We start from the raw sequence: 21,798 nt of genomic DNA, 5'->3' as shown, positions 1-21,798 counted from the left end.
GATCTCTAATTGTTCTTATTGGATTTATTCTGGTTGGCTTGCCGACGCGTAGACGACAAACTCCACCAACATCTCTTCTCGCGCTAACCCTGCAACCACCATGGCGGCGCGATTTGGGTACGGTGCTTCAAAATATTCCGCGTACACTTGGTTAACGGTCTTTAAGTATTCTCTGTCAGTCACATAAATCAGGACCTGCAACACCGAGTCCAAAGACTCCCCTGCACACTCCAGGGTGTGAATGAGATTGTTAAAGGTTTGACGTGTTTGTGCTTCGATACCGCCTTCCACAACCGCGCCTGTGTCATCAATAGGAATTTGAGCCGTATACAGGGTTCCGTTGTTGACTATCGCCCATTCAAGCGGCGCTTTAGAAGCAAATAGACTGGTTTTAACTGGGTGTTTTTTAGTAGGAGTATTCACGTGCCTTTCAACCTTTGTAACAGCTTTGTTTCAATATGGTTAAATGATGCACATTGACAGGCGATAAATCTAACGGTAAATTTTTGACATTTGATAAATTAAACTTATCACCCTGTTTAAAATAACGTAAATAAAGGGATTAGGAGGCATTAGGGATGAGTATTAAGCTTCAACAATTAATGCATTTTGTGATGGTAGTCGAGGAAGGAGGCTTTCGAGCCGCTTCACATCGTGCAAATCGTTCTCAGGCGGCACTGTCAACATCGATAAAAGAGCTTGAAAAAATTCTAGGGCAAACGCTGTTTGAACCCGGAAACAAAACCAAATTGACCCCGTTTGGTGAAATTTGTCTTCCCAAAGTGGTTCAGTTTCTCAATATCTACAGTGCACTAGACAACGATCTCAAAGCAGCCGCTGCCGGACAGCAAGGGAGAGTGCGAATTGCGAGCGTTCCTTCTGTTGCAGCGAAGCTCATTCCTAGCGTGTTGGGCGCCTTTTGCGAACAGTATCCAAATGTAGAAGTAAGCTTGATAGACGATAATGCCGCTGGCGTCGAGGCTCGCCTACTCTCCGGTGAGGTCGACTTAGCGCTCGGTAACCCCTCTCACCTCGATGAGGGCGGCATTGACTTTACGCCGCTGTTAGCCGATCCAATAGGCGTGGTGTGTTTAAAGGACAACCCTATTGCGAGTCATCCAGAAGGAATCGAGTGGCAAACTTTGTTGGAACAACCCTTTATCCGTAACGGCACTTGTACACTTCTCGATCCAACCCCAGCAAGAGCTCTGAGTCAGCAAGCGCTCTATTCGGTCGAAAATATTACTTCGCTGTTTTCTGTCTTAGAACTTGGGATTGGTGTCACGACACTACCGAAGCTTGCTTTCCCAACCAATGAAACACGCTTGGTTTGGATTCCGCTTATCGATCCACCACTTGAAAGGCAAATTGGTATATTTACGTTAACCGATCGCACGATCTCGCCTCAAGCTAAAGCATTTCACGATCTTTGTGTGCATTATTTAAACTATCAAAAAGAAGATAAATAATGGTTCGATTAACATGCGGATAATTAAAAGCCTCCATATTCAGAGTGGAGGCTAATTTGTATTTGTGTATTCGCTTCGTTCTATTTTTTGCGACGATTTCGGTTCTTATACACCACGCAAAAGTTACCACGCTTGGTACGACACTTTGAGCAACGTTCACAATCTACTGGTGCGCGATTGCCTTCTTTCCAACGTTTGATCAACTGTGGCTCAGCCAATAAAGGGCGTGACACAGCAAAAAATTGGATACCTGTGTTTTCTGCAATTTTCTCAATCGCATCAATGTCGCTCAGCCCGCCGACAGTAATCACCGGTATGCTAACGTCCTGACTGATCACGTGACCATATTCGTGAAAGTAACCTTCTTCTTGTAGTGTGTAACCATCGAACGTTTGACCAACAAGTTCGTTTGCTTTGCCGTGAACATTGCCAGATACGATGATCGCATCAACGCCTATTTCTTCAAGCTTCTTGCAGACGACGCGAGTTTCGTTGAACGTTAAACCGCCGTCAAAGAACTCTGTTGCCGTCAGTTTAACGAGGATGGGAAATTCGCTTCCAACCAGCTTTCTGGTTTCAGAATAAATTTCTAAAAGAAAGCGCATGCGATTTTCTAAGTCACCACCATATTCGTCTTCTCGACGATTATAGTACGGGCTTAAAAACTGGTTAATTAAATAAGTGTGCGCCGCATGAATCTCTACGCCGTCAAAACCAGCGTCTTGAGCACGTTTACTCGCCAATGCGAATGCCTTTACGATGTAGTCTATTTCGTCCTTTGTCATCGCTTTGCCTTGCGTATTTGTACCACGCTCAGGCACGTCACTCGGAGCGAAGATGACACGCTCACCGACGTTATGGGTGGTTTTGGTGCCACCGTAAGCAATTTGCATCACGATTTTAGAATCTTGTTGATGTACTAGCTCTGTTAGCTTTTTGTATTCTTCAATAAAAGAGTCGTTGTAGATCCCCATCATACCTGCGTTGGGTTTCTCTTCTTCAACGATATTGGCATAACCCGTAACAATAAGCCCAACTTCCCCTTTCGCAAGCGTTTCGTAAATATCGTAAAGCTTTACCGTCATGTGACCATCTTCGGTCGCCATGTTCTCCCACGTTGCGCTTCTCACAAAACGGTTCTTTAGGGTCATGTTGCCAATTCGGGCTTCGGAAAACAAAATGCTCAAAACCAGTCCTCTTAAAGTTGTCTTTATGTTTTATCTTTTCGCAAGTAAACAAGAACGAAAAAGGAACAGCGATACACGATGTATGGCTGTTCCTTCTCTGAATCCTTGAGACCTGCAAACTACAGGCGCACCTTAATGCCTCGGAGACGACAAAACTTTAATCTGGGTTAAGGTTTGGTGAGTTTTTAGATTATGTAAAAGGATGATTCTTAATCGTGTTCATTTCACTGGAGCTAAGGTGCTTCCTCACCCACTTTCAGTCGTAAAACTTTTGTATTTCGCTAGCTGGTGATTCAACTCAAACATTCACATTGTTAGTTTGTATGCTGCTATGGGAACTAGCACTCTCCCCAAATGTTTACATTACAAACTATCGATATTGAATTTTCATATGGCAAATAGAGTTATTGCGCTGTTTATACTTTTTAGCTTAATAGTCACTATTTCTTGGCATTATTACGCGTCAGCGAAAACGTGCTTCACTATGTTTTACACACTGGTTGTTTTTGCTTTTAGATATGAATACGTGATAGTGAAGCTAGAGGAGGAGCAGGAAAAACAGGGAAAATAAAGAACAATAGAAAGTTAAATGACCTTACTTCTAGGTAAGGCCATTCATGCATTCAGCAGCAAAAGATATTGGCGCTTAGCAAACGCTTAGGTTTGGTTGTTACAGAGCTAGAGGAATCAACTCGACACCAAGCACACCACTGATCCCCATCACCACTAGCAGTGAGACTTTAAACACCGACTTTGACCAAGCGATATAGTTGTTGTCATCAATGCTGCGAAAGGTCACTTTCGTCCACATAAAGCAAACAACCGCTGCAACCGCTAAGTATTCATACCCGGCTTCACCTAGTAAAAATAACCCCAATGATGCTGCTCCAAACGCCACGACATACGCTTTCATGTGTCGATGAGCTTTATGAATGCCCTCTTTAACTGGCAATACGGGAATCCCGGCTTCTCGGTAGTCTTGCATGCGGAACATGGCAATGGCATACGAGTGCGGCATTTGCCAGAGACAGAACATGGTAAAGAGTAAAATCGCTTCCAAGCTAATGAAGTTTGTTACCGCTAAGTAACCCACCAATGGCGGAACTGCGCCTGAGATACTTCCCACTAAGGTTCCATACACCGAGTTACGTTTGTACCACATCGTGTAAAAGAACACGTAATACACGTAGCCAAGCAACACGACGACAGCGGATAGTGGGTTCACTCGGATAAATAACAGTGCGGTTCCTACCAGCAATAAAGCAAGTGCATAAACAAACGCAATATCGATATTGATGTTGCCTTTCACTGTTTCACGATTTCGTGTACGTGCCATCTTTTGGTCGATATCACGATCGAAAATATTATTCACCACACAACCTGAAGCGATGACTAACCCAACACCAACTAACGTCGTAACGAACAGCATTAGACTGGCTGGTTCTGTTTTTGCGGCGAGGAAGAACCCCGCCGCAACAGAAATCAGGTTGCCGAAAATAATGCCCGGTTTAGTGATAGACAAATAACTTTTCAGCATACCTTGACCTACAACTTCATGTTGACGTTCATGTTGTAGATGATCCATACCGAGCCAGCGATAAGGATAAGTACAACAATGGCGGTAAACATCAGTGATACAAGGTTCCAACGTCCGTCGGATGTTTTTGTTTCCATGTGCAAGAAGTATTTAAAGTGAACAAATATCTGCACTAATGCACATCCAAATAGAATCGCATAGGTCGTTGTATCTGGTAATGATTTCGTCCAAACAAAGTAGAACGGAATTACCGTCAGAATCAGTGAGGCAATAAAGCCTTTCACGTAATCTGACGCACTGGTTTCTACATGTTGATCCATTACATTACCCCCAGTAAGTAAACGATGGTAAAGACACAAATCCAAACGATATCTAGAAAGTGCCAGAATAGGCTTAAGCAGTTAAAGCGCATTGCCATATTGTCGTTCAGACCTTTCGTCGACAGTTGATGGTATGCTACCGCTAACCAAATCAGACCAAAGGTTACGTGCAGGCCGTGCGTACCAACCAACGTAAAGAATGCCGACAGGAATGCACTGGTTTGTGGGCCATAGCCTTCTTCAATCAGGTGATGGAACTCATAGACCTCCATACAGATAAAGCCAAGACCAAGCGCGAACGTGACTAACATCCAACGTTTGAGACCAGCAACGTTGTTGCGCTTCATCGCGATAATGCCAAAACCAAATGTGATACTGCTAAACAGCAGCAGCATGGTTTCGACAAACACGAATGGGAGTTCGAAAATGTCTTTACCTGTTGGGCCCGCAATTGAATTGCTCGACAGCACAGCGTATGTCGCGAACAAGGTCGCAAACAGTACACAGTCACTCATCAGGTAAACCCAGAAGCCAAATAGCTTGTTGCCATTCGTGTCATGGTGGTGATCATGGTCGTGATGTGCTGCGATACTAGTTTGCATACGTCACCTCCAGATCATCTTTACTTTCGCTGTCTTTCACTGAGTTTTTCTTCGCTTCTTCAAGCTGAGCTCGACGTTCGGCCTCAATTGCTTTGATCTCTTCAACTTCCACGTAGTAATCCACATCATCGTTATAGCTATGCTGAATACACGTCACGATAATACCGACCAAACTTGCCGCCGCTAGCCACCAGATGTACCAAATCATGCCGAAGCCAAATAGGAGCGACCAAGCCGACACGTAGATGCCTGTTGCCGTGTTTTTTGGCATATGAATACGTTCGTATTCCACTTCTTTAGTTGGATCGAACTCGCCACTTTGTTTCTGGTACCAGAAGGCATCTAGCACATCACCTTTTGGTAGGTGCGCAAAGTTGTAGAACGGCGGTGGAGACGATGTTGCCCACTCAAGAGTACGACCACCCCACGGGTCACCAGTTAGATCACGGTTTTGCTCGCGGTCACGGATACTCACGTAAATTTGGATGAACTGAGACAATACGCCCAGCGCAATCACAACCGTACCTGCTGCGGCAATCGACAACAGTGGGAAGTATTCTGGGTTGATGTCTTGGCTTAAACGACGAGTCATCCCCATAAAGCCCAGCGCGTAAAGCGGCAGGAACGCCATTAAGAAACCAATAATCCAAAGATAGAACGCACGTTTGCCCCAAGTTTCATTCATGGTGAAACCGGTCGCTTTCGGGAACCAGTAAGTGATCGCAGCGAAACATCCAAACACCACACCACCGATGATAACGTTGTGGAAGTGAGCGATAAGGAATACTGAGTTATGCAGAACGAAATCTGCACCCGGAACAGCCATTAGTACGCCCGTCATACCACCAACAGTAAAGGTGATAAGGAAGCCCACCGTCCACATCATTGGCGTCGTAAAGCGGATGCGGCCTTTGTACATGGTGAATAGCCAGTTGAAGATCTTCACCCCTGTTGGGATAGAAATGATCATCGTGGCAATACCGAAGAAGGCATTTACGTTCGCGCCAGACCCCATCGTAAAGAAGTGGTGTAGCCAAACGACAAACGCAAGAATCGTGATAACTACGGTAGCCCAAACTAGCGATGTGTAACCGAACAACTTTTTACGTGAGAAGGTTGCGGTGACTTCTGAGAACACACCAAAAATTGGCAAGATCAAAATGTACACTTCTGGGTGACCCCAAGCCCAAATCAGGTTGACGTACATCATTACGTTGCCGCCAAGATCATTGGTAAAGAAGTGCATGCCTAGGTATCTATCCAGCGTAAGCAGAGCGATAGTCACCGTTAGGATTGGGAATGAAATGATGATCAAAATGTTTGCACACAGAGACGCCCAAGTGAAAACTGGCATCTTCATCATTGGCATAGACGGTGTACGCATACGCAAAATGGTCGCGAAGAAGTTCACGCCTGTTAACGTCGTACCAACACCTGATATCTGCAGCGCCCAAATCCAATAGTCGACCCCGACTCCTGGGCTAGCCTCAATACCTGAAAGCGGCGGATACGCCAACCAGCCGGTACGACCAAATTCACCTAAGCCGAGAGACATGTTTGTTAGGATGACACCTACAACAAACAGCCAGAAGCTCAAGTTATTCAGATACGGGAAAGCTACGTCACGCGCACCAATCTGCAATGGCACGATGATGTTCATCAGACCAATGACCAATGGCATCGCTACGAAGAAGATCATGATCACGCCATGGGCAGTAAAAATTTGATCGTAGTGATGCGGTGGTAAGTAACCTGCTTCACCCGCAGAAGAAAGGAGTTGCTGACTACGCATCATGACTGCGTCAGCAAAACCACGAACAAGCATCACCATCGCTACTGCGATGTACATGAAGCCAAGTTTTTTATGGTCTACTGAAGTAAACCATTCATTCCACAAATATTGCCACTTTCCGGCTTTGGTCACCGCGTAAACTACGGCTAAACCAACCAGCGCCACAACCGCTAGGGTGATGACGATAATAGGTTCGTGGAATGGAACTGAATCAAGAGTTAATCTTCCAAACATTACGATTATCCTTGGTTTTCAGGCAAACAGTTCATTGAACCAGGATGCTGAGTCACAACGTCGGTGAACAAGAACGGAGGAACGCTAGAGAACAAAGTGACTGGCTCTGCGATACTTGGCGCTGCCAGTGAGTTGTATTGCTCCCAATCTTCAATACGATCAGGGCTCGCCTTCACTTTCTGCACCCAATTTAGGAACGCAGCACGATCAGACATTGCTGAAGCTGTGAACTTCATTTGCGAAAAGCCTTCGCCGCTGTAGTTCGATGCAAAACCCTTATAGTCACCTTCGTGGTTCGCTATGAGGTTGAGCTTGGTTACCATTCCTGGCATCGCGTAGATCTGTGTACCTAAGCGAGGGATGAAAAACGCGTTCATGATGTTGTCCGAAGTCAGTTTGAACTGCACTGGCACGTCTTTCGGGAACGCCACATAGTTCACCGTCGCAATGTTTTCCTCTGGATAGATGAACAACCATTTCCAATCGAGTGACACCACTTCGATGGTCATTGGTTTAACATCACTTTCCAAAGGTTTGGATGGCTCTAGTTCATGAGTCGAACGCCATGTGATCGTCGCAAGAATCGCAATGATGATGATTGGAATTGTCCATACCACCACTTCGATTTTGGTCGAGTGTGACCACTCGGGTGCGTACTCTTCTTCAGTATTAGAGGCGCGGTATCGGTAAGCGAAGTAAATCGTCATTAAAATCACAGGGATTACAACGATCAACATCAGCAAAAGAGCAGTAATAATTAACTCTTTTTCTTGCACACCAATGGCACCTTTGGGGTCAAGTAAAGCTGAATTACATCCTGAGAGCATAAGTATGACGGACGCCAAACTTCCCCTCGACAAGATGCGTTTATATCTTGAGGCTTCCATTAACTTTCTCGATGGTTGTCTGGTTTCAAAACAGATGCCAATCAAAGTAAATAAGAGCTCACTAATTGCGCAGAGGTAATGTATGAGAACAAGAAGAAACTTCGATAAGTAGTTATTCTACTTACAATTTTTCAACTTCGTCATCAAGCATTTAACCAGCTAGAATGAACCGTTATTTGCTACGATACGATTGGTATCAAGCCAAGAACCAGTTGTTATAGTCATTAGAATGTTTATGTGTTGAGCATGAGTAACGTCGGGTTCAGAGCGAAACAAAACGGAATTGAGTGGAGATCAAAACCACACTCTTAGTGTGAGTTTATTGTTACACTTTGAAACACTATGTTACATTTGGCGCATTATGAGGAGTAAAAAGTTAAAGCTCATTAGCCACAACTGGAAACTAACCTTCCATTAATGGAAGTTACACACTTTAAATAGAATATTAACCTCAACACGAATTTCTCGTGCTTCAACAATTAATTATTTAAAAACAAATAGTTGAAACTTAAAATTGATGAGACTGACTATCAACTTCATTTACGCAGATAGCCTTAATGAGAAGCGGAAACTAAAAAACCAAAAGTGTGATCAACATCAAATTAATGATTTCACTTAATATTTGAGTGGTATTTACATCTCTTTATTGGATTGTGAGAAATCATTCTCAAGGTAAATCCAAACATAAGTTGTAAATACATTTGGGTTGCGCAGAATTGGCACTCCACAACATAGAAAATGCTGAAATGGAAAGAAACTTATTATTCAGGTCTATCAGAGCCTTATTTCAGTAGTCACTTACATACGAATACCGCCATCCACTTCTAAAACCCTGCCAGTAAAGTAATCACTCTCAATAATGTATTTTACTGCATGCGCGATTTCGCTTGTTTCGCCCATCCTGCCAACTGGGATCATCTTTTCTAATCGCTCTATGGCTTCGGGTTTCATTTGCTCTGCCATCGCGGTGTGTACTACACCTGGTGCAACCGCCGCCGCGCGAATACCGTATCTTGCGAGCTCACGGGCCCATGTTGTCGCCATGGTCGCGACCGCCGCTTTTGACGCAGAATAATTGGTTTGTCCGATATTTCCTGCTCTCGCAACACTAGAAATATTGATGATAACGCCTTGGGATCCACTCTCAATCATCTTGACGGCAGCTTCACGCCCACACAAAAATGTTCCTGTCACGTTAACGTTCATGACCAAATTGAATTGATCCAAAGACATCTTACTGATCACGCCATCTTTTGCTTTTACAAGTAACCCATCTCTTAATACGCCAGCGTTATTGACTAACCCATTGAGTTGACCAAAATCTTGGATAATCGCTTCAAACGTGGTTTCAACGTCGATTTCGTTGGTAACATCCACTTGATATGTCAACGCTTTCGCACTCAGCATTCGACACTGCTCTTGTGTTTCCATTAAGCCACTGGCGTTTACATCCAACAACGCTAAATCAGCGCCAGCTTGAGCAAGGGTAATGGCCATCATTTGCCCAAGCCCCTGCCCTGCTCCTGTAATGGCAATAACACTACTTTTTATGTCCATATTGGTGCACTCCATAGCTCGTAATGTTCTCTATCTCAACCAGTCTAAGTTGGCCGAAATGATGCGCGTTTTACGTCACCATCTCGGGCTGGTTTGTCACAAAACTCGGTCTAGCCTTTCTTACTCTTGTATAACTCAAATAAGCTTGAGAAATCGAGTTCGCCGTGGCCGCTCGCGTTGTGGAAAGAATATAAGTTGCGCGCTAACGACCCCATCGGAACCGAAGAATGTGTTTGTAACGCCGCATCTAACCCCAAGCCGAGATCTTTCAGCATGAGTTTGCTCATAAAGCCCGGTTGGTAATCGTGACTGGCTGGCGCACTGTCCATCACGCCTGGGCAAGGATTGTAAAGCTCCAATGCCCAATTTCGGCCAGAGCTTTGCAGCATGATGTTTGATAGCACTTTTGGATCGAGTCCATGATCGATACCTAGGTTTAATGCCTCGCACGTACCAGACATTAAAATGCCGAGCATAAGGTTGTTACAGATTTTCGCCATTTGACCATCGCCTGCTTTGCCAGCATGGAAAACATTTTTTCCCATATACTGCAAAATGGCATTGGCTTTAGAAAACGCTTGATCCGAACCACCAACAATAAAGGTTAATGTCGCCGCTTTAGCGCCAGCAACGCCCCCCGAAACGGGCGCGTCGACAAACAACACGCGTTTATTTGCCGCTTCATTGGCGACTAATCGCGCAGAGTCCGGATCAATGGTTGAACAATCAATCATCAAGGTACTTGGCGAGACAAGATTGAGGACACCTACGCCACCATGTAAGTCACCAAGATACACGGAACGAACGTGAGACCCTGCTGGTAGCATCGTGATGACTGTGCTAGCACCATCCACGACTTCCTCAATAGAGCTCGCCACCACCGCACCAAAAGGTACTAGTTGCTTTGCGGCTTCGCTATCGACATCGAATACTTGCACGTTAAATCCAGACGCGAGTAAGTTTTGCGCCATCGGATGCCCCATTCTTCCTAAACCGATAAATGCGATGGTACTCATGATCATTCTCCTTATTGACCTAGTGTTTGTTCACCCAAATCAGCAAGCGGATGTTCGTCATCCGGCCAAAGTGAGGTAAACAAGGTATCGATGACATCTTCATCGACTTCACTGACACTGTTAAACATCCAGTTAGGTTCGCCATCCCGGTCAATAAGCCGAGAACGGACGCCCTCTTTAAACTCACCTAATAAGGCACTGCGAACCGACAAACTCAACTCTAAACGGAAACAATCTGCAAGCGGTAAGCTGTGGTACTCTTTCACTTGTCTAAAGCAAATATGCGCGGTGATCGCACTACCCGATGCGAACGTTTGTTTCGCGTTTTCTATCCACTGGCTATTCCCTTCGATAGCCATGATTCGCTGTGCTATCGCATTAAGATCAAAGCCTTTGCACGCTTCCTCTATCTGATCTAAGTATGGACAAATTTGCGTGGTTGGTTTGCTATCAATAACTTGTTCTTCCATTAACTGTAGTAGTGCAGTTACCAACTCTTTCGCATCTTCTTTGCCCCACTGGAGCCGCTTTAGCTCATCCAGTAAGGTGGGATACTGCTCTTCCAACAGTAACCAATCGGCCAAACCAATAGTGACAGCGTCACTTGAATTTACCATTGAACCTGTCAATCCGAGGAATAAGCCCACTTGCGGATCTATCTGGCTTAAAAACCACGTACCTCCCACATCAGGATACAGTCCGATATTGATTTCTGGCATAGCAAGGCGTGATGTTGTTGTCACAACTTTATGGCTGGTTCCCATAAAAAGCCCCATCCCACCGCCCATGACAATACCTTCTCCCCAACCGATAATGGGTTTGTTGTAAGTGTGGATGAGATAGTCACACTCATACTCCAACGAGAAATAGTTCGTACAGAACTCTACGATTTTTTCTTTACTCTCGTTATGCATGACGTGATACATAGCTCGAACATCACCACCAGCACAGAATGCTTTTTCTCCAGCGCCAGTCAGTACCACACAAGCCATATGTGGATCGTCTTGCCACTTGACAAGCTGATCGTTAAGTTGGACTAACATGTCATACGTCAATGCATTCAATGAAGCGGTGTTGTCTAACGTTGCGATACCAATGCGGTGCACGCCATCTAAGCACTCTATTTCACTAATGGTTACCATCCCTGCCATGTGGCCTCCTATCGGTTTTTCCATTGCGGTGGGCGTTTTTCTAAAAAGGCGCGAACACCCTCAACTTGATCTTCCGTATCAAAGAGATTCAGAAACAACTCTCGCTCTTTCATGAAGCCGTGCTTAAGTGGCGCAGAGCGCATATTTTGAATGAGCGCCTTACATGCGGCGACAGAAGATGGTGACTGGTTCGCAACAGATTCAGCAAGTTCCAGCGCTTTACTTAAAGCTTCACCTTTGGGAACCAGCTCCTCAACTAGGCCTAGTTCTTTTGCTTTGTAAGCGCTGACTTGCTCTCCACATAAAATGATGCGCTTTGCCCAGCCTTCCCCTACTAACGCTGTGAGGTTTTGGGTACCGCCAGCGCAGGGCAAAAGTCCGACTTTGGCTTCAGGTAAAGCAAGTACCGCTTGCTCTTCAACTACTCGAATATCACAAGCTAATGCCACTTCTAAACCTCCACCCATGGCGTAACCATTAATGGCGGCAATGGAAACACCACGGAATTCCGAGAGCGTTTCAAAGGCTTCACCAAAGCATCGCGCCATGTCTAACGCAACCGCTTTGTCACCGTCAGAAAATAGCTTGAGATCTGCACCAGCAGAGAAAAATTTTTCTCCACTGCCGGTTAAAACCAGTGCGTAGACCTGCTTATCATTGTTAAGTGTGACTATCAGCGACTTCAGTACCTTGAGGCTCTCTGCTGTCCACGTATTGGCTGGCGGGTTGTTCATCGTCACCACCGCAACGTGATTAGTGATCGTATGTTGAATGGCTTCTTGGGTTAATGGCATATCTGAATCCTTTCTCAATGAGCAAATCCAATACTTCGCTAAAGCAAAGCCGACTCCTCAGAGAGCAAACGACGTGCGATGATCAAGCGCATAATTTCGTTCGTTCCCTCCAGAATTTGATGCACACGCACATCTCTGAAATGACGCTCCATTGGATACTCTTTGATGTAACCATAGCCACCATAAAGCTGCAGCGCGTGGTCGCAAACCTGAAAACCTACATCGGTTGCGAACCGTTTTGCCATCGCGCAATAAGCCGTAGCATCAGGGTCATTTCGGTCGAGTTTACTGGCGGCATAGCGCACCAACTGCCGCGCAGCCACTAGATCTGTCGCCATGTCTGCCAATTTGAATTGTAAGGCTTGAAACTGCGCAAGCGGCTTGCCGAACTGCTTACGCTCTTGAATGTACCGTGCCGCCTGATTAAGGGCCTGTTGAGCCGTACCGACGGAACAGGTCGCAATATTTATACGCCCTCCATCAAGCCCTTTCATCGCAAAGACAAAACCTTGCCCTTCTTCGCCCAGTAAATGGCTAGCTGGAATAACGACATTTTCAAAAGTAACCGCTCGTGTTGGTTGGCTGTTCCAACCCATTTTGGGTTCTTTGCGCCCATAGCCGATACCATCAGCGTGAGCAGGAACAACAAATGCGGACACGCCTTTGGCACCCTCATCTCCGGTTCGCGCCATCACGACCAAAACATCTGTCTCTCCTGCGCCAGAGATAAAGGTTTTGCCACCATTCAGCACGTAAGTATCACCTTTTTTGCTCGCGGTTGTGGCCAACGAAGCGGCATCCGACCCCGCATTAGGCTCGGTTAAGCAATAGGAGCCTAACCACTCCCCCGTAACTAATTTCGGACAGAACTGCGTTTTGGCTTCATCGGTAGCAAAACTGGCTATCATCCAACTGACCATGTTGTGAATCGTCATAAACGCCGTAGTGGACGTACATCCCATGGCCAGTTGTTCAAAGATAATTGAAGCATCCAAGCGACTCAGCCCTAGGCCACCTTGCGCTTCTGGAGTGTAGAGACTGAGAAACCCCAGTTCCCCCGCCTCTCTCAATACGTCTTTGGGGAAGATCTGCTTTTCATCCCACTCCGCCGCCATCGGTGCTAAACACTCATCGGCAAATTGCTGAGCGGTATCGGCAAATGCACGTTGATCTTCATTAAGTTCAAAGTCCATAAAAGCTCCTTCTATTCACTCAGCGCAGTTGGATGGTCAAATTAGGCCCCGTTGGAATATCGTCATCAAACCAACGTGCCGTCACCGTTTTAGTCTCGGTATAAAAACGTACCGCTTGTTTACCATACGCATGTAAATCACCATAGAAACTGCCTCTCCAACCAGTAAAGGAGAAAAATGGTAAAGGGACTGGAATAGGCACATTGATCCCAACCTGACCGACTTGAATGTCATGCTGATATTTTCTCGCAGCAGCGCCATTAGCCGTAAAAATGGAAGTGCCGTTCCCGTATGGGTTGCGATTCACCAACTCGATGGCCTCTTGCAACGTTTCGACTTCCATACAAACTAAAACAGGGCCAAATATCTCTTGCGTGTAAATCGACATATTCGCTGTTACACCGCTAAACAAGGTTGGGCCAATCCAGTTTCCATCGGGAAAGCCTTCCACTTCACACTGACTGCCATCCAGTTCACACACTGCGCCTTGTTGTTTGCCATCTTCGATTAGGTCCAATACGCGTTGTTTGGCTTGCTCACTGATCAGTGGGCCATAAGCAGCTTGCTCATCGTCCCAAGGCCCTGGGTGTACTTTCGCCATTGCCTGTTTGAGGTCTGTAATCCATTGTTTTGAATCGCCGACAAATACCGCAACAGAAATTGCCATACAACGCTGCCCCGCCGCCCCAACGGAGGCTCCGATTAGGTTATTCACCACTTGTTCCTTGTTCGCATCAGGCATGATCACCATGTGATTTTTAGCACCAGCAAAAGCTTGAACGCGTTTAAAGTGTTTCGTACCCGTGGTGTAGATATAACGGGCAACAGGAACCGAGCCAACAAATGACACCGCTCGAATGTTAGGATGAGCCAGAAGAAAGTCGACTTGCTCTTTGCGGCCATGAACGATCTGCAACACTCCTTTCGGCGCGCCAGCTTGCTCAAATAGTTCAGCTAAACGAATAGAGGTCAACGGCACTTGTTCGGAGGGTTTAAGCACAAATGTATTGCCCGCAGCGATAGCGATTGGGAACATCCACAACGGAATCATGGCAGGAAAGTTAAACGGCGTGATACCACAACACACACCTAGGGGCTGAATCATTGAGTAACTATCAATATCCGTGGCAACGTTTTCGACGGTTTCTCCCATCATGTTGCTAGCAATGTTTGCCGACTGCTCAACCACCTCGATACCACGCCACACATCGCCTTTGGCATCCGCTAAAATCTTACCCGTTTCATGAGAAAGCAGTGTGGCAAGCTCATCATGATGTTCTTTGAGCAAGTGCTGATAACGCAGCATAACTCGGGCACGCTCGGATACTGCCACTTCCTTCCAGGATTGGAATGTCTCTTTCGCATTATCAATGGCGGCTTCCATCTCGTGCTCAGTGGAACATGGGACGTACGCAATGACATCATTAGTGGCGGGATTGGTTACCTCAACCCAATCCGATGTTTGAGATTCACGAAACTCGCCACCAATAAACAAGGGAACCAAACGAGTCATCATTTACTCCTTTCTGATTTCAATTAAAGCGGTATTTCAATGCCTATCGCCGTGGCTTCTCCACCGCCGATACAAAGTGACGCAACACCCCGCATCACTTTTTTGGCTTCGAGATCACCATTGGTGCCTAGCGCTTGTAGCTGACGCAAACTGTGAATCAATGTCACCAGAATTCGTGCGCCACTAGCCCCTATCGGATGACCAAGTGCACAGGCTCCACCTTTAATATTTACTTTGCTCGTATCAAGCCCAAGTTCCGCCACCGCTATTTGTGTCACGACGGCAAAGGCTTCATTGATTTCCCACAGGTCCACTTCATAAATGGACCAATCTAGCTGGAACAGCAGTTGCTCAATTGCGTAGACGGGGGCCAAAGTAAATTCTGCAGGTTTTCTGGCATGTGTAGAGTGCGCCTTGATGATCGCAAGTGGTTTAAGCCCCTGATGACGCGCAGTGTCTTCATCCATAAGCACAAGAGCCGCCGCGCCATCTGAAATGGCACTCGAATTAGCAGCGGTCACCGTACCTTTTTCATCGAATGCAGGTTTGAGTTGAGGAATTTTACCAAGGTCAATCGAGCGAGGGTGCTCATCGTAGTCCAGCACCGCTTGTTCTGACTTGGTATTGAGTGAAACCGGCGAAAGTTCATCGGCAAACAAGCCTCGCTCTTGAGCTTCCAACGCACGTTTTGCCGACATCACGGCCCATTCATCCATTTGCTCTCTGGTGAACTTAAGCCTGTCAGCGACTTGCTGAGCATAAACACCCATTAAGTGCCCTTCGTAAGCATCTTGTAGCCCATCGAGAAACATGTGGTCATACGTAGACTGGTGCCCCATGCGCATTCCCTTTCTCGCCTCCCTCAGCAAATACGGCGCATTGGTCATACTTTCCATACCACCAGCAATGGCAGAGCGAATCGTTCCAGCTTTAATGAGATCGTGCGCTAACATGACGCTCTTCATGCCAGAGCCACACACTTTGTTAATGGCGGTGCACCCTACACCCAAAGGAAGACCTGCTCCCATAGATGCTTGCCTCGCAGGAGCTTGTCCACACCCTGCTGGAAGCACACATCCCATGAACACTTCATCCACCGAAGTCACATTCACTTCGTGCATTGCCGCCTTGATCGCCAGTGCGCCTAATTGAGGAGCAGAGTAAGTTTGCAACTTGCCTTGAAAGCGCCCAATTGGCGTTCTTTTCGCGCTGACAATCCAGATGTCTTTTCCCATGATTCGCATTCCCTTAAGGTATATGTGAACACTTGGCAGACTGATGACACCCTACATAGAATTACTCACCAAGCGCCACACCAGCCTTTATCGCCTTTTTCACTAACAAACTTTCATTCCGCGATTTCTTGACGTTTACGTAAGCATAGCACTAGCCTTTACAATGAGATGAAAAAACACACCAAGCAGACGTTTATATTTCAAAGTTGATGTTCGGCCTTCCCATTTAAGGTTCGATTTCCAGAAACTGGATTTTTATTCGAGGTAAGTATGTTATGGAAAAATACAAGATCAGTGACCTCGCCAAGGAGTTTGATATTACTACTCGCAGTATCCGGTTTTATGAAGACGTGGGTCTGATTGAACCAGAGCGAAAAGGCAATATGCGCGTTTATCAACGCAGGGATAGAATTCGCCTCAAACTGATTTTAAGAGGGAAACGACTCGGTTTTTCGTTGGCAGAAATTCGTGAACTTTTCGAGCTCTACGACATGCAACAAACCGAAGGACAGTTATTGAAAATGCTCAATATCATTGAAGAGAAACAAGCTGTCCTACAACAACAACTCAACGACATCAGCGTCGTTATGGCTGAGTTGAATGCCGCTAAGGAGCGTTGTATTCAAACACTCAAAAGCAAGCAGACATAAACGCTATACTCAATTAGCAACACCGCTATCGGCTTTTCCACCTTACCTCTGATACCGGGAGACGTTATGAAAAGCACCTATACCCCACTCAATTTCGGACTTGGTGATACCATCGATATGCTCCGAGAACACGTTAATGCCTTTGCTACGGAACATATTGCGCCCATCGCCGCTGAGATAGACCGCGATAACCAGTTCCCGAATCATTTATGGCCTTTGTTGGGAGAAATGGGGTTGCTTGGTGTGACCGTCGATGAAGAGCTTGGTGGTGCAGGCATGGGATACCTCGCTCATGTTGTTGCCATGGAAGAGATTAGCCGTGCCTCTGCGTCTGTCGCTTTAAGCTACGGCGCTCATTCTAACCTGTGCGTCAACCAAATCTTTCGTAACGGCACGCCTTCTCAACGCGAAAAATACCTTCCAAAACTCATTGATGGTACGCACGTTGGCGCCCTAGCGATGAGTGAGCCCAATGCCGGTTCAGACGTGATAAGCATGCAACTGAAAGCGGAGAACAAGGGCGACCATTTTGTACTGAATGGCAACAAAATGTGGATAACAAACGGGCCCGATGCTGACGTAGTGGTGCTTTACGCTAAAACGGATGTCAGCGCAGGTTCACGTGGCATTACCGCATTCATTATTGAACGTAACTTCGCAGGTTTCACTCATGCTCAAAAGCTGGACAAACTAGGCATGAGAGGCTCGAATACTTGCGAACTTGTATTTAACCATTGCGTAGTGCCAAAAGAGAATATTCTTGGCGAGTTGAATAAAGGCGTCGAGGTGTTAATGAGTGGGCTGGATTACGAGCGCGTCGTCCTCGCTGCCGGACCACTCGGGATAATGCAAGCTTGCATGGACATTGTGGTCCCGTACGTACATGAACGAGAGCAGTTTGGAAAATCCATTGGCGAGTTTCAGTTAGTTCAGGGCAAGATCGCCGATATGTACTCTCGAATGAGTGCAGCAAAAGCGTATGTATATACCGTCGCAGCGGCTTGTGATCGAGGTAACGCAACACGCAAAGATGCGGCAGGAGCGATTTTGTACAGTGCAGAGCTCGCCACACAAATGGCACTCGATGCAATACAACTGCTCGGTGGGAATGGCTACATCAATGAATACCCTGCTGGTCGTTTGCTACGTGATGCAAAGCTTTATGAAATCGGCGCGGGTACCTCAGAGATTCGCCGCATGTTAATAGGCCGAGAGTTGTTCGAAGAATCTCGCTAACGGAACATACGACAAGGAAGTCATTATGGCCATTATCAAAAGTAAAACTAAGCCAACTGACGAGTTATTTCTTTCCAATAAAGCTGCGATGGAAACGTTGGTCACTCAACTTAATCAACACATCGAGACCATCAAACAGGGCGGCGGTGAAAAAGCCATTCAGCACCAGAGGCAAAAAGGAAAACTCCCCGCACGAGAACGCATCGCGCGCTTGCTTGATGACAACACTGACTTTCTTGAAATCAGCCAGTTTGCCGCCTGGCAAGTGTATGACGAAGCGATCCCCTGCGCTGGCGTTATCGCCGGCATTGGTATCATAGAGGGGATTCAATGCATGGTCATCGCCAACGATGCTTCGGTAAAAGGCGGAACCTACTACCCACTCACGGTAAAAAAACACCTTAGAGCGCAAGAGATTGCCCAACGTTGCCAACTCCCCTGCGTGTATTTGGTGGACTCCGGTGGCGCAAATCTCCCTCATCAGTCCGACGTCTTCCCCGACAAAGAACACTTTGGTCGCATTTTCTTTAACCAAGCGAGAATGTCAGCGAAAGGCATCCCCCAAGTTGCTGTTGTGATGGGGCTTTGCACTGCTGGGGGCGCGTACGTTCCTGCCATGGCGGATGTGTCCATTATGGTTAAAGAGCAAGGCACCATTTTTTTGGCGGGGCCACCTTTGGTGAAAGCGGCCACTGGCGAAGTCGTGACGGGTGAAGAGCTCGGCGGTGCAGACGTGCATTGTCGAAAATCTGGTGTCGCAGATTATTACGCTGAAAATGATGAACATGCCCTAATGCTTGCGAGAGAAGCCATTGCCAATGCCAATAGAACAAGACCTGTTAAGCCAGAAAACACCGTGCTTCCTCCCCGCTACGACGCAGAAGAAATCTACGGAATCGTGAATGCCAACTTACGACTGTCATTCGACGTTCGAGAAATTATTGCCCGCATCGTCGATGATTCTGATTTCGACGAATTCAAAGCCTTGTACGGCAGAACGCTAGTGTGTGGTTTCGCTCGTATTCAAGGACACTTGATTGGCATTGTGGCAAACAACGGTATCTTGTTTTCTGAATCGGCACAAAAAGGCGCGCACTTTATTGAGCTGTGCGCCAAACGGAAAACACCGCTTCTTTTTCTCCAAAATATTACCGGCTTTATGGTCGGAAAAAAGGTTGAAGAAGAAGGCATCGCAAAACATGGCGCCAAGCTAGTGATGGCCGTCGCTTGTGCTGACGTGCCGAAGTTTACCGTGATCATCGGTGGATCGTACGGCGCTGGTAATTACGGCATGTGCGGCCGAGCGTATGATCCAACCATGATGTGGATGTGGCCGAACGCGCGTATTTCTGTGATGGGCGGAGAACAAGCAGCAGGCGTTTTAACACAAGTTCGAAAAGACGCGAAGGAACGTCAGGGGGAAGCGTGGTCAGAGCAAGAAGAGCACATTTTTAGAGAATCGATCATAGACTTGTATGAAACACAAGGACATCCCTATTTTGCGAGTGCTCGGCTATGGGATGACGGAATTATTGACCCTAAAAAAACGCGTCAGGTGTTGAGTCAAGCGTTAATGGCAGCATTAAACGCCCCCATTCCTGATAGCGAGTTTGGCGTCTTCAGAATGTAAACATCCAAAGATGAATTAAGGAAGTTAGTATGCAGGAAATGCAACCAAGCATTATTCCCAACGCCCAAAGGCAAGATGATGTTCTTTGGCATGTCGATGATAATGGCGTAGCGACCATTACCCTAAACAGAACAGCCAAACACAATGCTTTTGACGCTTGTACGATCGACTTGCTGATCCACCGCCTAGATTATCTCGCTTTACGAACGGATGTGCGGTGCTTGGTATTAAGAAGTAACGGTAAGCATTTTTCATCCGGGGCCGATTTGAATTGGATGCAGTCGATGGCCGACAGCACGAGGCAAGATAACTTCGTTGATGCCCAAAACTTGGCAAGACTCATGGAAACATTAGATTCGTTCCCTCAACCCACCATCGCAGTTGTTCAAGGTTCCGCTTATGGTGGTGCTTTAGGGTTGATTTGTTGTAGTGATATCGCCATCGCAAGCCAAAGTGCCAACTTTTGCTTAAGTGAAGTTAGGCTTGGTTTAGTTCCAGCAACCATTGCGCCTTACGTCATGCGCGCGATGGGGAATAGACAAGCTAGACGCTATATCTTAAGTGGTGAAGTCATTTCAGCCAAAGATGCCGAACGGTTTGGTATTGTGCACGAAGTGAAAGAAGCCAAACAGCTTGAAAGTGCGGTCGGTAGCGTAATCAAGACTTTACTACTGAATAGCCCAGATGCGATGCGTAAAGCAAAAACGCTCTGCCATCAATGTCATCAAAACCCCATTGATCAACAACTGATTCACTATACTAGCAAGCTCATTGCGGACATTAGAGTATCACCCCAAGGTCAAGATGGGCTGCAAGCGTTTCTTGAAAAACGTAGCCCAAGTTGGGTCACCAAGTCACAGGACAAGTAATGCTACCTTCCAAAGTAAAGATTGTCGAAGTAGGTCCTAGAGATGGGTTGCAAAATGAATCTCCTGTTGCGACCCAAACTAAAATCCGGCTGATCAACTTACTCTCTGATACTGGGTTAACGCATATTGAGGCGGGCTCTTTTGTCTCACCCAAATGGGTGCCACAAATGGCGGACTCAATAGAGGTCATGAAAGCAATAACACGGCGAAATCATGTTACCTACTCTGCCCTGACTCCAAACCTAAAAGGCTTAGAACAAGCGTTGGAGGCTGACGCCAATCAGGTCGCAATTTTCACTTCATCCTCAGAAGGATTCTGCCAACACAATATCAATTGCTCGATTGCAGAAAGCCTAACTCGCTTCGAACCTGTAATGCGATTAGCCACCAAACACGGCATCCCTGTTCGTGGCTATCTATCCTGCGTTGCCGACTGCCCTTACGATGGCCCGACAGCCCCTAAACAAGTGGCGAGCGTGGTCAAATCACTCATCGATTTAGGGTGTTATGAGGTGTCTCTAGGCGACACAATCGGTACAGGCACGCCAAACCGTATCGCTGCTATGCTAGAAGCCGTCATGTTGGTTGCACCTCTTCCCCAGCTGGCTGTCCATTTCCACGACACATGGGGACAAGCTCTCACCAACATTTATCAGGCACTGAGTATGGGCATCAATACCATCGACAGTAGTGTAGCTGGGCTGGGTGGATGCCCATACGCTCATGGCGCATCAGGAAATGTCGCAACGGAGGATGTACTGTATTTATGCCAAGGGTTAGGAATAGAAACGGGGATCGACTTAGAGCTACTGGCTAAAGCTGGCTGGATGATCAGCGAAGAGCAGGGTCGGCAGCCTACATCAAAAGTGTCATTAGCATTGCGTAACCGCGTATTATCACTTTCGTAGAAGGCCATCCGGCACCTC

20 protein-coding genes are annotated in these 21,798 nt (G+C 46.6%); 6 read left to right on the top strand and 14 right to left on the bottom strand.

Features of this window, described 5'->3' with window-relative positions; all coding sequences use genetic code 11:
- Positions 1 to 24: 24 nt before the first annotated feature.
- Positions 25 to 423 carry a RidA family protein gene (locus J4N43_RS18760; protein WP_005375789.1) on the bottom strand — a complete coding sequence of 133 codons (399 nt, stop codon included), beginning with the start codon at positions 421 to 423 and terminating at the stop codon, positions 25 to 27.
- Positions 424 to 578: 155 nt separating this feature from the next.
- Between J4N43_RS18760 and J4N43_RS18755 the strand changes: the two genes are divergently transcribed.
- A complete protein-coding gene (locus J4N43_RS18755) occupies positions 579 to 1,469 on the top strand; it encodes a LysR family transcriptional regulator (protein ID WP_005375788.1) in 891 nt (296 codons plus the stop codon).
- Between the two features lie 80 nt (positions 1,470 to 1,549).
- Here the strand turns inward: J4N43_RS18755 and J4N43_RS18750 are convergent, their stop codons facing one another.
- From J4N43_RS18750 to J4N43_RS18690, 13 genes are all read right to left on the bottom strand, one after another.
- Complete coding sequence (locus J4N43_RS18750; protein WP_062730958.1) at positions 1,550 to 2,656, bottom strand: NADH:flavin oxidoreductase; 1,107 nt, start codon at positions 2,654 to 2,656, stop codon at positions 1,550 to 1,552.
- 670 nt (positions 2,657 to 3,326) lie between these two features.
- Positions 3,327 to 4,241 (bottom strand): heme o synthase, encoded by a 915-nt coding sequence (cyoE, locus tag J4N43_RS18745; RefSeq protein ID WP_033906955.1) that lies wholly within the window; start codon positions 4,239 to 4,241, stop codon positions 3,327 to 3,329.
- Complete coding sequence (gene cyoD / locus J4N43_RS18740) at positions 4,202 to 4,513, bottom strand: cytochrome o ubiquinol oxidase subunit IV (RefSeq protein ID WP_012842490.1); 312 nt, start codon at positions 4,511 to 4,513, stop codon at positions 4,202 to 4,204. Before cyoD ends, cyoE begins: the two co-directional genes overlap by 40 nt.
- Positions 4,513 to 5,115, bottom strand: a complete 603-nt coding sequence (cyoC, locus tag J4N43_RS18735) for a cytochrome o ubiquinol oxidase subunit III (RefSeq protein ID WP_062730957.1) — start codon at positions 5,113 to 5,115, stop codon at positions 4,513 to 4,515. Before cyoC ends, cyoD begins: the two co-directional genes overlap by 1 nt.
- A complete protein-coding gene (gene cyoB, locus J4N43_RS18730; protein ID WP_005375781.1) occupies positions 5,105 to 7,141 on the bottom strand; it encodes a cytochrome o ubiquinol oxidase subunit I in 2,037 nt (678 codons plus the stop codon). Before cyoB ends, cyoC begins: the two co-directional genes overlap by 11 nt.
- Positions 7,142 to 7,146: 5 nt before the next feature.
- Positions 7,147 to 8,028, bottom strand: a complete 882-nt coding sequence (gene cyoA / locus J4N43_RS18725) for a ubiquinol oxidase subunit II (protein WP_158159374.1) — start codon at positions 8,026 to 8,028, stop codon at positions 7,147 to 7,149.
- 798 nt (positions 8,029 to 8,826) lie between these two features.
- A complete protein-coding gene (locus J4N43_RS18720) occupies positions 8,827 to 9,585 on the bottom strand; it encodes an SDR family oxidoreductase (RefSeq protein WP_005375778.1) in 759 nt (252 codons plus the stop codon).
- 110 nt (positions 9,586 to 9,695) lie between these two features.
- On the bottom strand, positions 9,696 to 10,601 hold the full coding sequence (mmsB, locus tag J4N43_RS18715; protein WP_005375775.1) for a 3-hydroxyisobutyrate dehydrogenase: 906 nt from the start codon (positions 10,599 to 10,601) through the stop codon (positions 9,696 to 9,698).
- 11 nt (positions 10,602 to 10,612) lie between these two features.
- Positions 10,613 to 11,752, bottom strand: coding sequence for an enoyl-CoA hydratase/isomerase family protein (locus tag J4N43_RS18710; RefSeq protein WP_062730956.1), 1,140 nt, complete (start codon positions 11,750 to 11,752; stop codon positions 10,613 to 10,615).
- Between the two features lie 8 nt (positions 11,753 to 11,760).
- Positions 11,761 to 12,546: an enoyl-CoA hydratase gene (locus J4N43_RS18705; protein WP_062730955.1), complete on the bottom strand. Its 786-nt coding sequence runs from the start codon at positions 12,544 to 12,546 to the stop codon at positions 11,761 to 11,763.
- A 38-nt stretch (positions 12,547 to 12,584) separates the two neighbouring features.
- Positions 12,585 to 13,739: an acyl-CoA dehydrogenase family protein gene (locus J4N43_RS18700; protein WP_062730954.1), complete on the bottom strand. Its 1,155-nt coding sequence runs from the start codon at positions 13,737 to 13,739 to the stop codon at positions 12,585 to 12,587.
- A gap of 19 nt (positions 13,740 to 13,758) precedes the next feature.
- Positions 13,759 to 15,252, bottom strand: a complete 1,494-nt coding sequence (locus J4N43_RS18695; protein ID WP_053349984.1) for a CoA-acylating methylmalonate-semialdehyde dehydrogenase — start codon at positions 15,250 to 15,252, stop codon at positions 13,759 to 13,761.
- A gap of 23 nt (positions 15,253 to 15,275) precedes the next feature.
- Entirely contained in the window at positions 15,276 to 16,487 is a 1,212-nt protein-coding gene (locus tag J4N43_RS18690) for a thiolase family protein (protein WP_053349985.1), read from the bottom strand.
- A gap of 275 nt (positions 16,488 to 16,762) precedes the next feature.
- Here J4N43_RS18690 and J4N43_RS18685 point away from each other — a divergent pair, with 275 nt between their 5' ends.
- The 5 genes from J4N43_RS18685 (at position 16,763) to J4N43_RS18665 (ending at position 21,780) form a co-directional block, all read left to right on the top strand.
- A complete protein-coding gene (locus J4N43_RS18685) occupies positions 16,763 to 17,137 on the top strand; it encodes a MerR family transcriptional regulator (RefSeq protein ID WP_017821195.1) in 375 nt (124 codons plus the stop codon).
- A 66-nt stretch (positions 17,138 to 17,203) separates the two neighbouring features.
- The gene (locus tag J4N43_RS18680) at positions 17,204 to 18,373 is read left to right on the top strand and encodes an isovaleryl-CoA dehydrogenase (protein WP_158159375.1); all 1,170 of its coding nucleotides are present in this window, start codon (positions 17,204 to 17,206) and stop codon (positions 18,371 to 18,373) included.
- A gap of 25 nt (positions 18,374 to 18,398) precedes the next feature.
- Entirely contained in the window at positions 18,399 to 20,003 is a 1,605-nt protein-coding gene (locus J4N43_RS18675; protein WP_064376502.1) for a carboxyl transferase domain-containing protein, read from the top strand.
- A 29-nt stretch (positions 20,004 to 20,032) separates the two neighbouring features.
- Positions 20,033 to 20,872, top strand: coding sequence for an enoyl-CoA hydratase-related protein (locus J4N43_RS18670; protein ID WP_158159376.1), 840 nt, complete (start codon positions 20,033 to 20,035; stop codon positions 20,870 to 20,872).
- The gene (locus tag J4N43_RS18665) at positions 20,872 to 21,780 is read left to right on the top strand and encodes a hydroxymethylglutaryl-CoA lyase (RefSeq protein WP_053303725.1); all 909 of its coding nucleotides are present in this window, start codon (positions 20,872 to 20,874) and stop codon (positions 21,778 to 21,780) included. Before J4N43_RS18670 ends, J4N43_RS18665 begins: the two co-directional genes overlap by 1 nt.
- Positions 21,781 to 21,798: the final 18 nt, after the last annotated feature.

The sequence above is a fragment of the Vibrio sp. SCSIO 43009 genome (assembly GCF_023716525.1).
Taxonomy (GTDB): Bacteria; Pseudomonadota; Gammaproteobacteria; order Enterobacterales; family Vibrionaceae; genus Vibrio; species Vibrio alginolyticus.
Note: the sequence above shows the minus strand (reverse complement) of the source record. Positions and strands in the feature narration are given on the sequence as shown.

What these genes read in the sequence shown, in the direction of transcription:
- J4N43_RS18755 (WP_005375788.1), top strand. Translation starts at nt 579, where the DNA reads ATGAGTATTAAGCTTCAACAATTAATGCATTTTGTGATGGTAGTCGAG.
- cyoE (WP_033906955.1), bottom strand. Translation starts at nt 4,241, where the DNA reads ATGGATCATCTACAACATGAACGTCAACATGAAGTTGTAGGTCAAGGT.
- cyoD (WP_012842490.1), bottom strand. Translation starts at nt 4,513, where the DNA reads ATGGATCAACATGTAGAAACCAGTGCGTCAGATTACGTGAAAGGCTTT.
- cyoC (WP_062730957.1), bottom strand. Translation starts at nt 5,115, where the DNA reads ATGCAAACTAGTATCGCAGCACATCACGACCATGATCACCACCATGAC.
- cyoB (WP_005375781.1), bottom strand. Translation starts at nt 7,141, where the DNA reads ATGTTTGGAAGATTAACTCTTGATTCAGTTCCATTCCACGAACCTATT.
- cyoA (WP_158159374.1), bottom strand. Translation starts at nt 8,028, where the DNA reads ATGGAAGCCTCAAGATATAAACGCATCTTGTCGAGGGGAAGTTTGGCG.
- J4N43_RS18720 (WP_005375778.1), bottom strand. Translation starts at nt 9,585, where the DNA reads ATGGACATAAAAAGTAGTGTTATTGCCATTACAGGAGCAGGGCAGGGG.
- mmsB (WP_005375775.1), bottom strand. Translation starts at nt 10,601, where the DNA reads ATGAGTACCATCGCATTTATCGGTTTAGGAAGAATGGGGCATCCGATG.
- J4N43_RS18710 (WP_062730956.1), bottom strand. Translation starts at nt 11,752, where the DNA reads ATGGCAGGGATGGTAACCATTAGTGAAATAGAGTGCTTAGATGGCGTG.
- J4N43_RS18705 (WP_062730955.1), bottom strand. Translation starts at nt 12,546, where the DNA reads ATGCCATTAACCCAAGAAGCCATTCAACATACGATCACTAATCACGTT.
- J4N43_RS18700 (WP_062730954.1), bottom strand. Translation starts at nt 13,739, where the DNA reads ATGGACTTTGAACTTAATGAAGATCAACGTGCATTTGCCGATACCGCT.
- J4N43_RS18695 (WP_053349984.1), bottom strand. Translation starts at nt 15,252, where the DNA reads ATGACTCGTTTGGTTCCCTTGTTTATTGGTGGCGAGTTTCGTGAATCT.
- J4N43_RS18690 (WP_053349985.1), bottom strand. Translation starts at nt 16,487, where the DNA reads ATGGGAAAAGACATCTGGATTGTCAGCGCGAAAAGAACGCCAATTGGG.
- J4N43_RS18685 (WP_017821195.1), top strand. Translation starts at nt 16,763, where the DNA reads ATGGAAAAATACAAGATCAGTGACCTCGCCAAGGAGTTTGATATTACT.
- J4N43_RS18680 (WP_158159375.1), top strand. Translation starts at nt 17,204, where the DNA reads ATGAAAAGCACCTATACCCCACTCAATTTCGGACTTGGTGATACCATC.
- J4N43_RS18675 (WP_064376502.1), top strand. Translation starts at nt 18,399, where the DNA reads ATGGCCATTATCAAAAGTAAAACTAAGCCAACTGACGAGTTATTTCTT.
- J4N43_RS18670 (WP_158159376.1), top strand. Translation starts at nt 20,033, where the DNA reads ATGCAGGAAATGCAACCAAGCATTATTCCCAACGCCCAAAGGCAAGAT.
- J4N43_RS18665 (WP_053303725.1), top strand. Translation starts at nt 20,872, where the DNA reads ATGCTACCTTCCAAAGTAAAGATTGTCGAAGTAGGTCCTAGAGATGGG.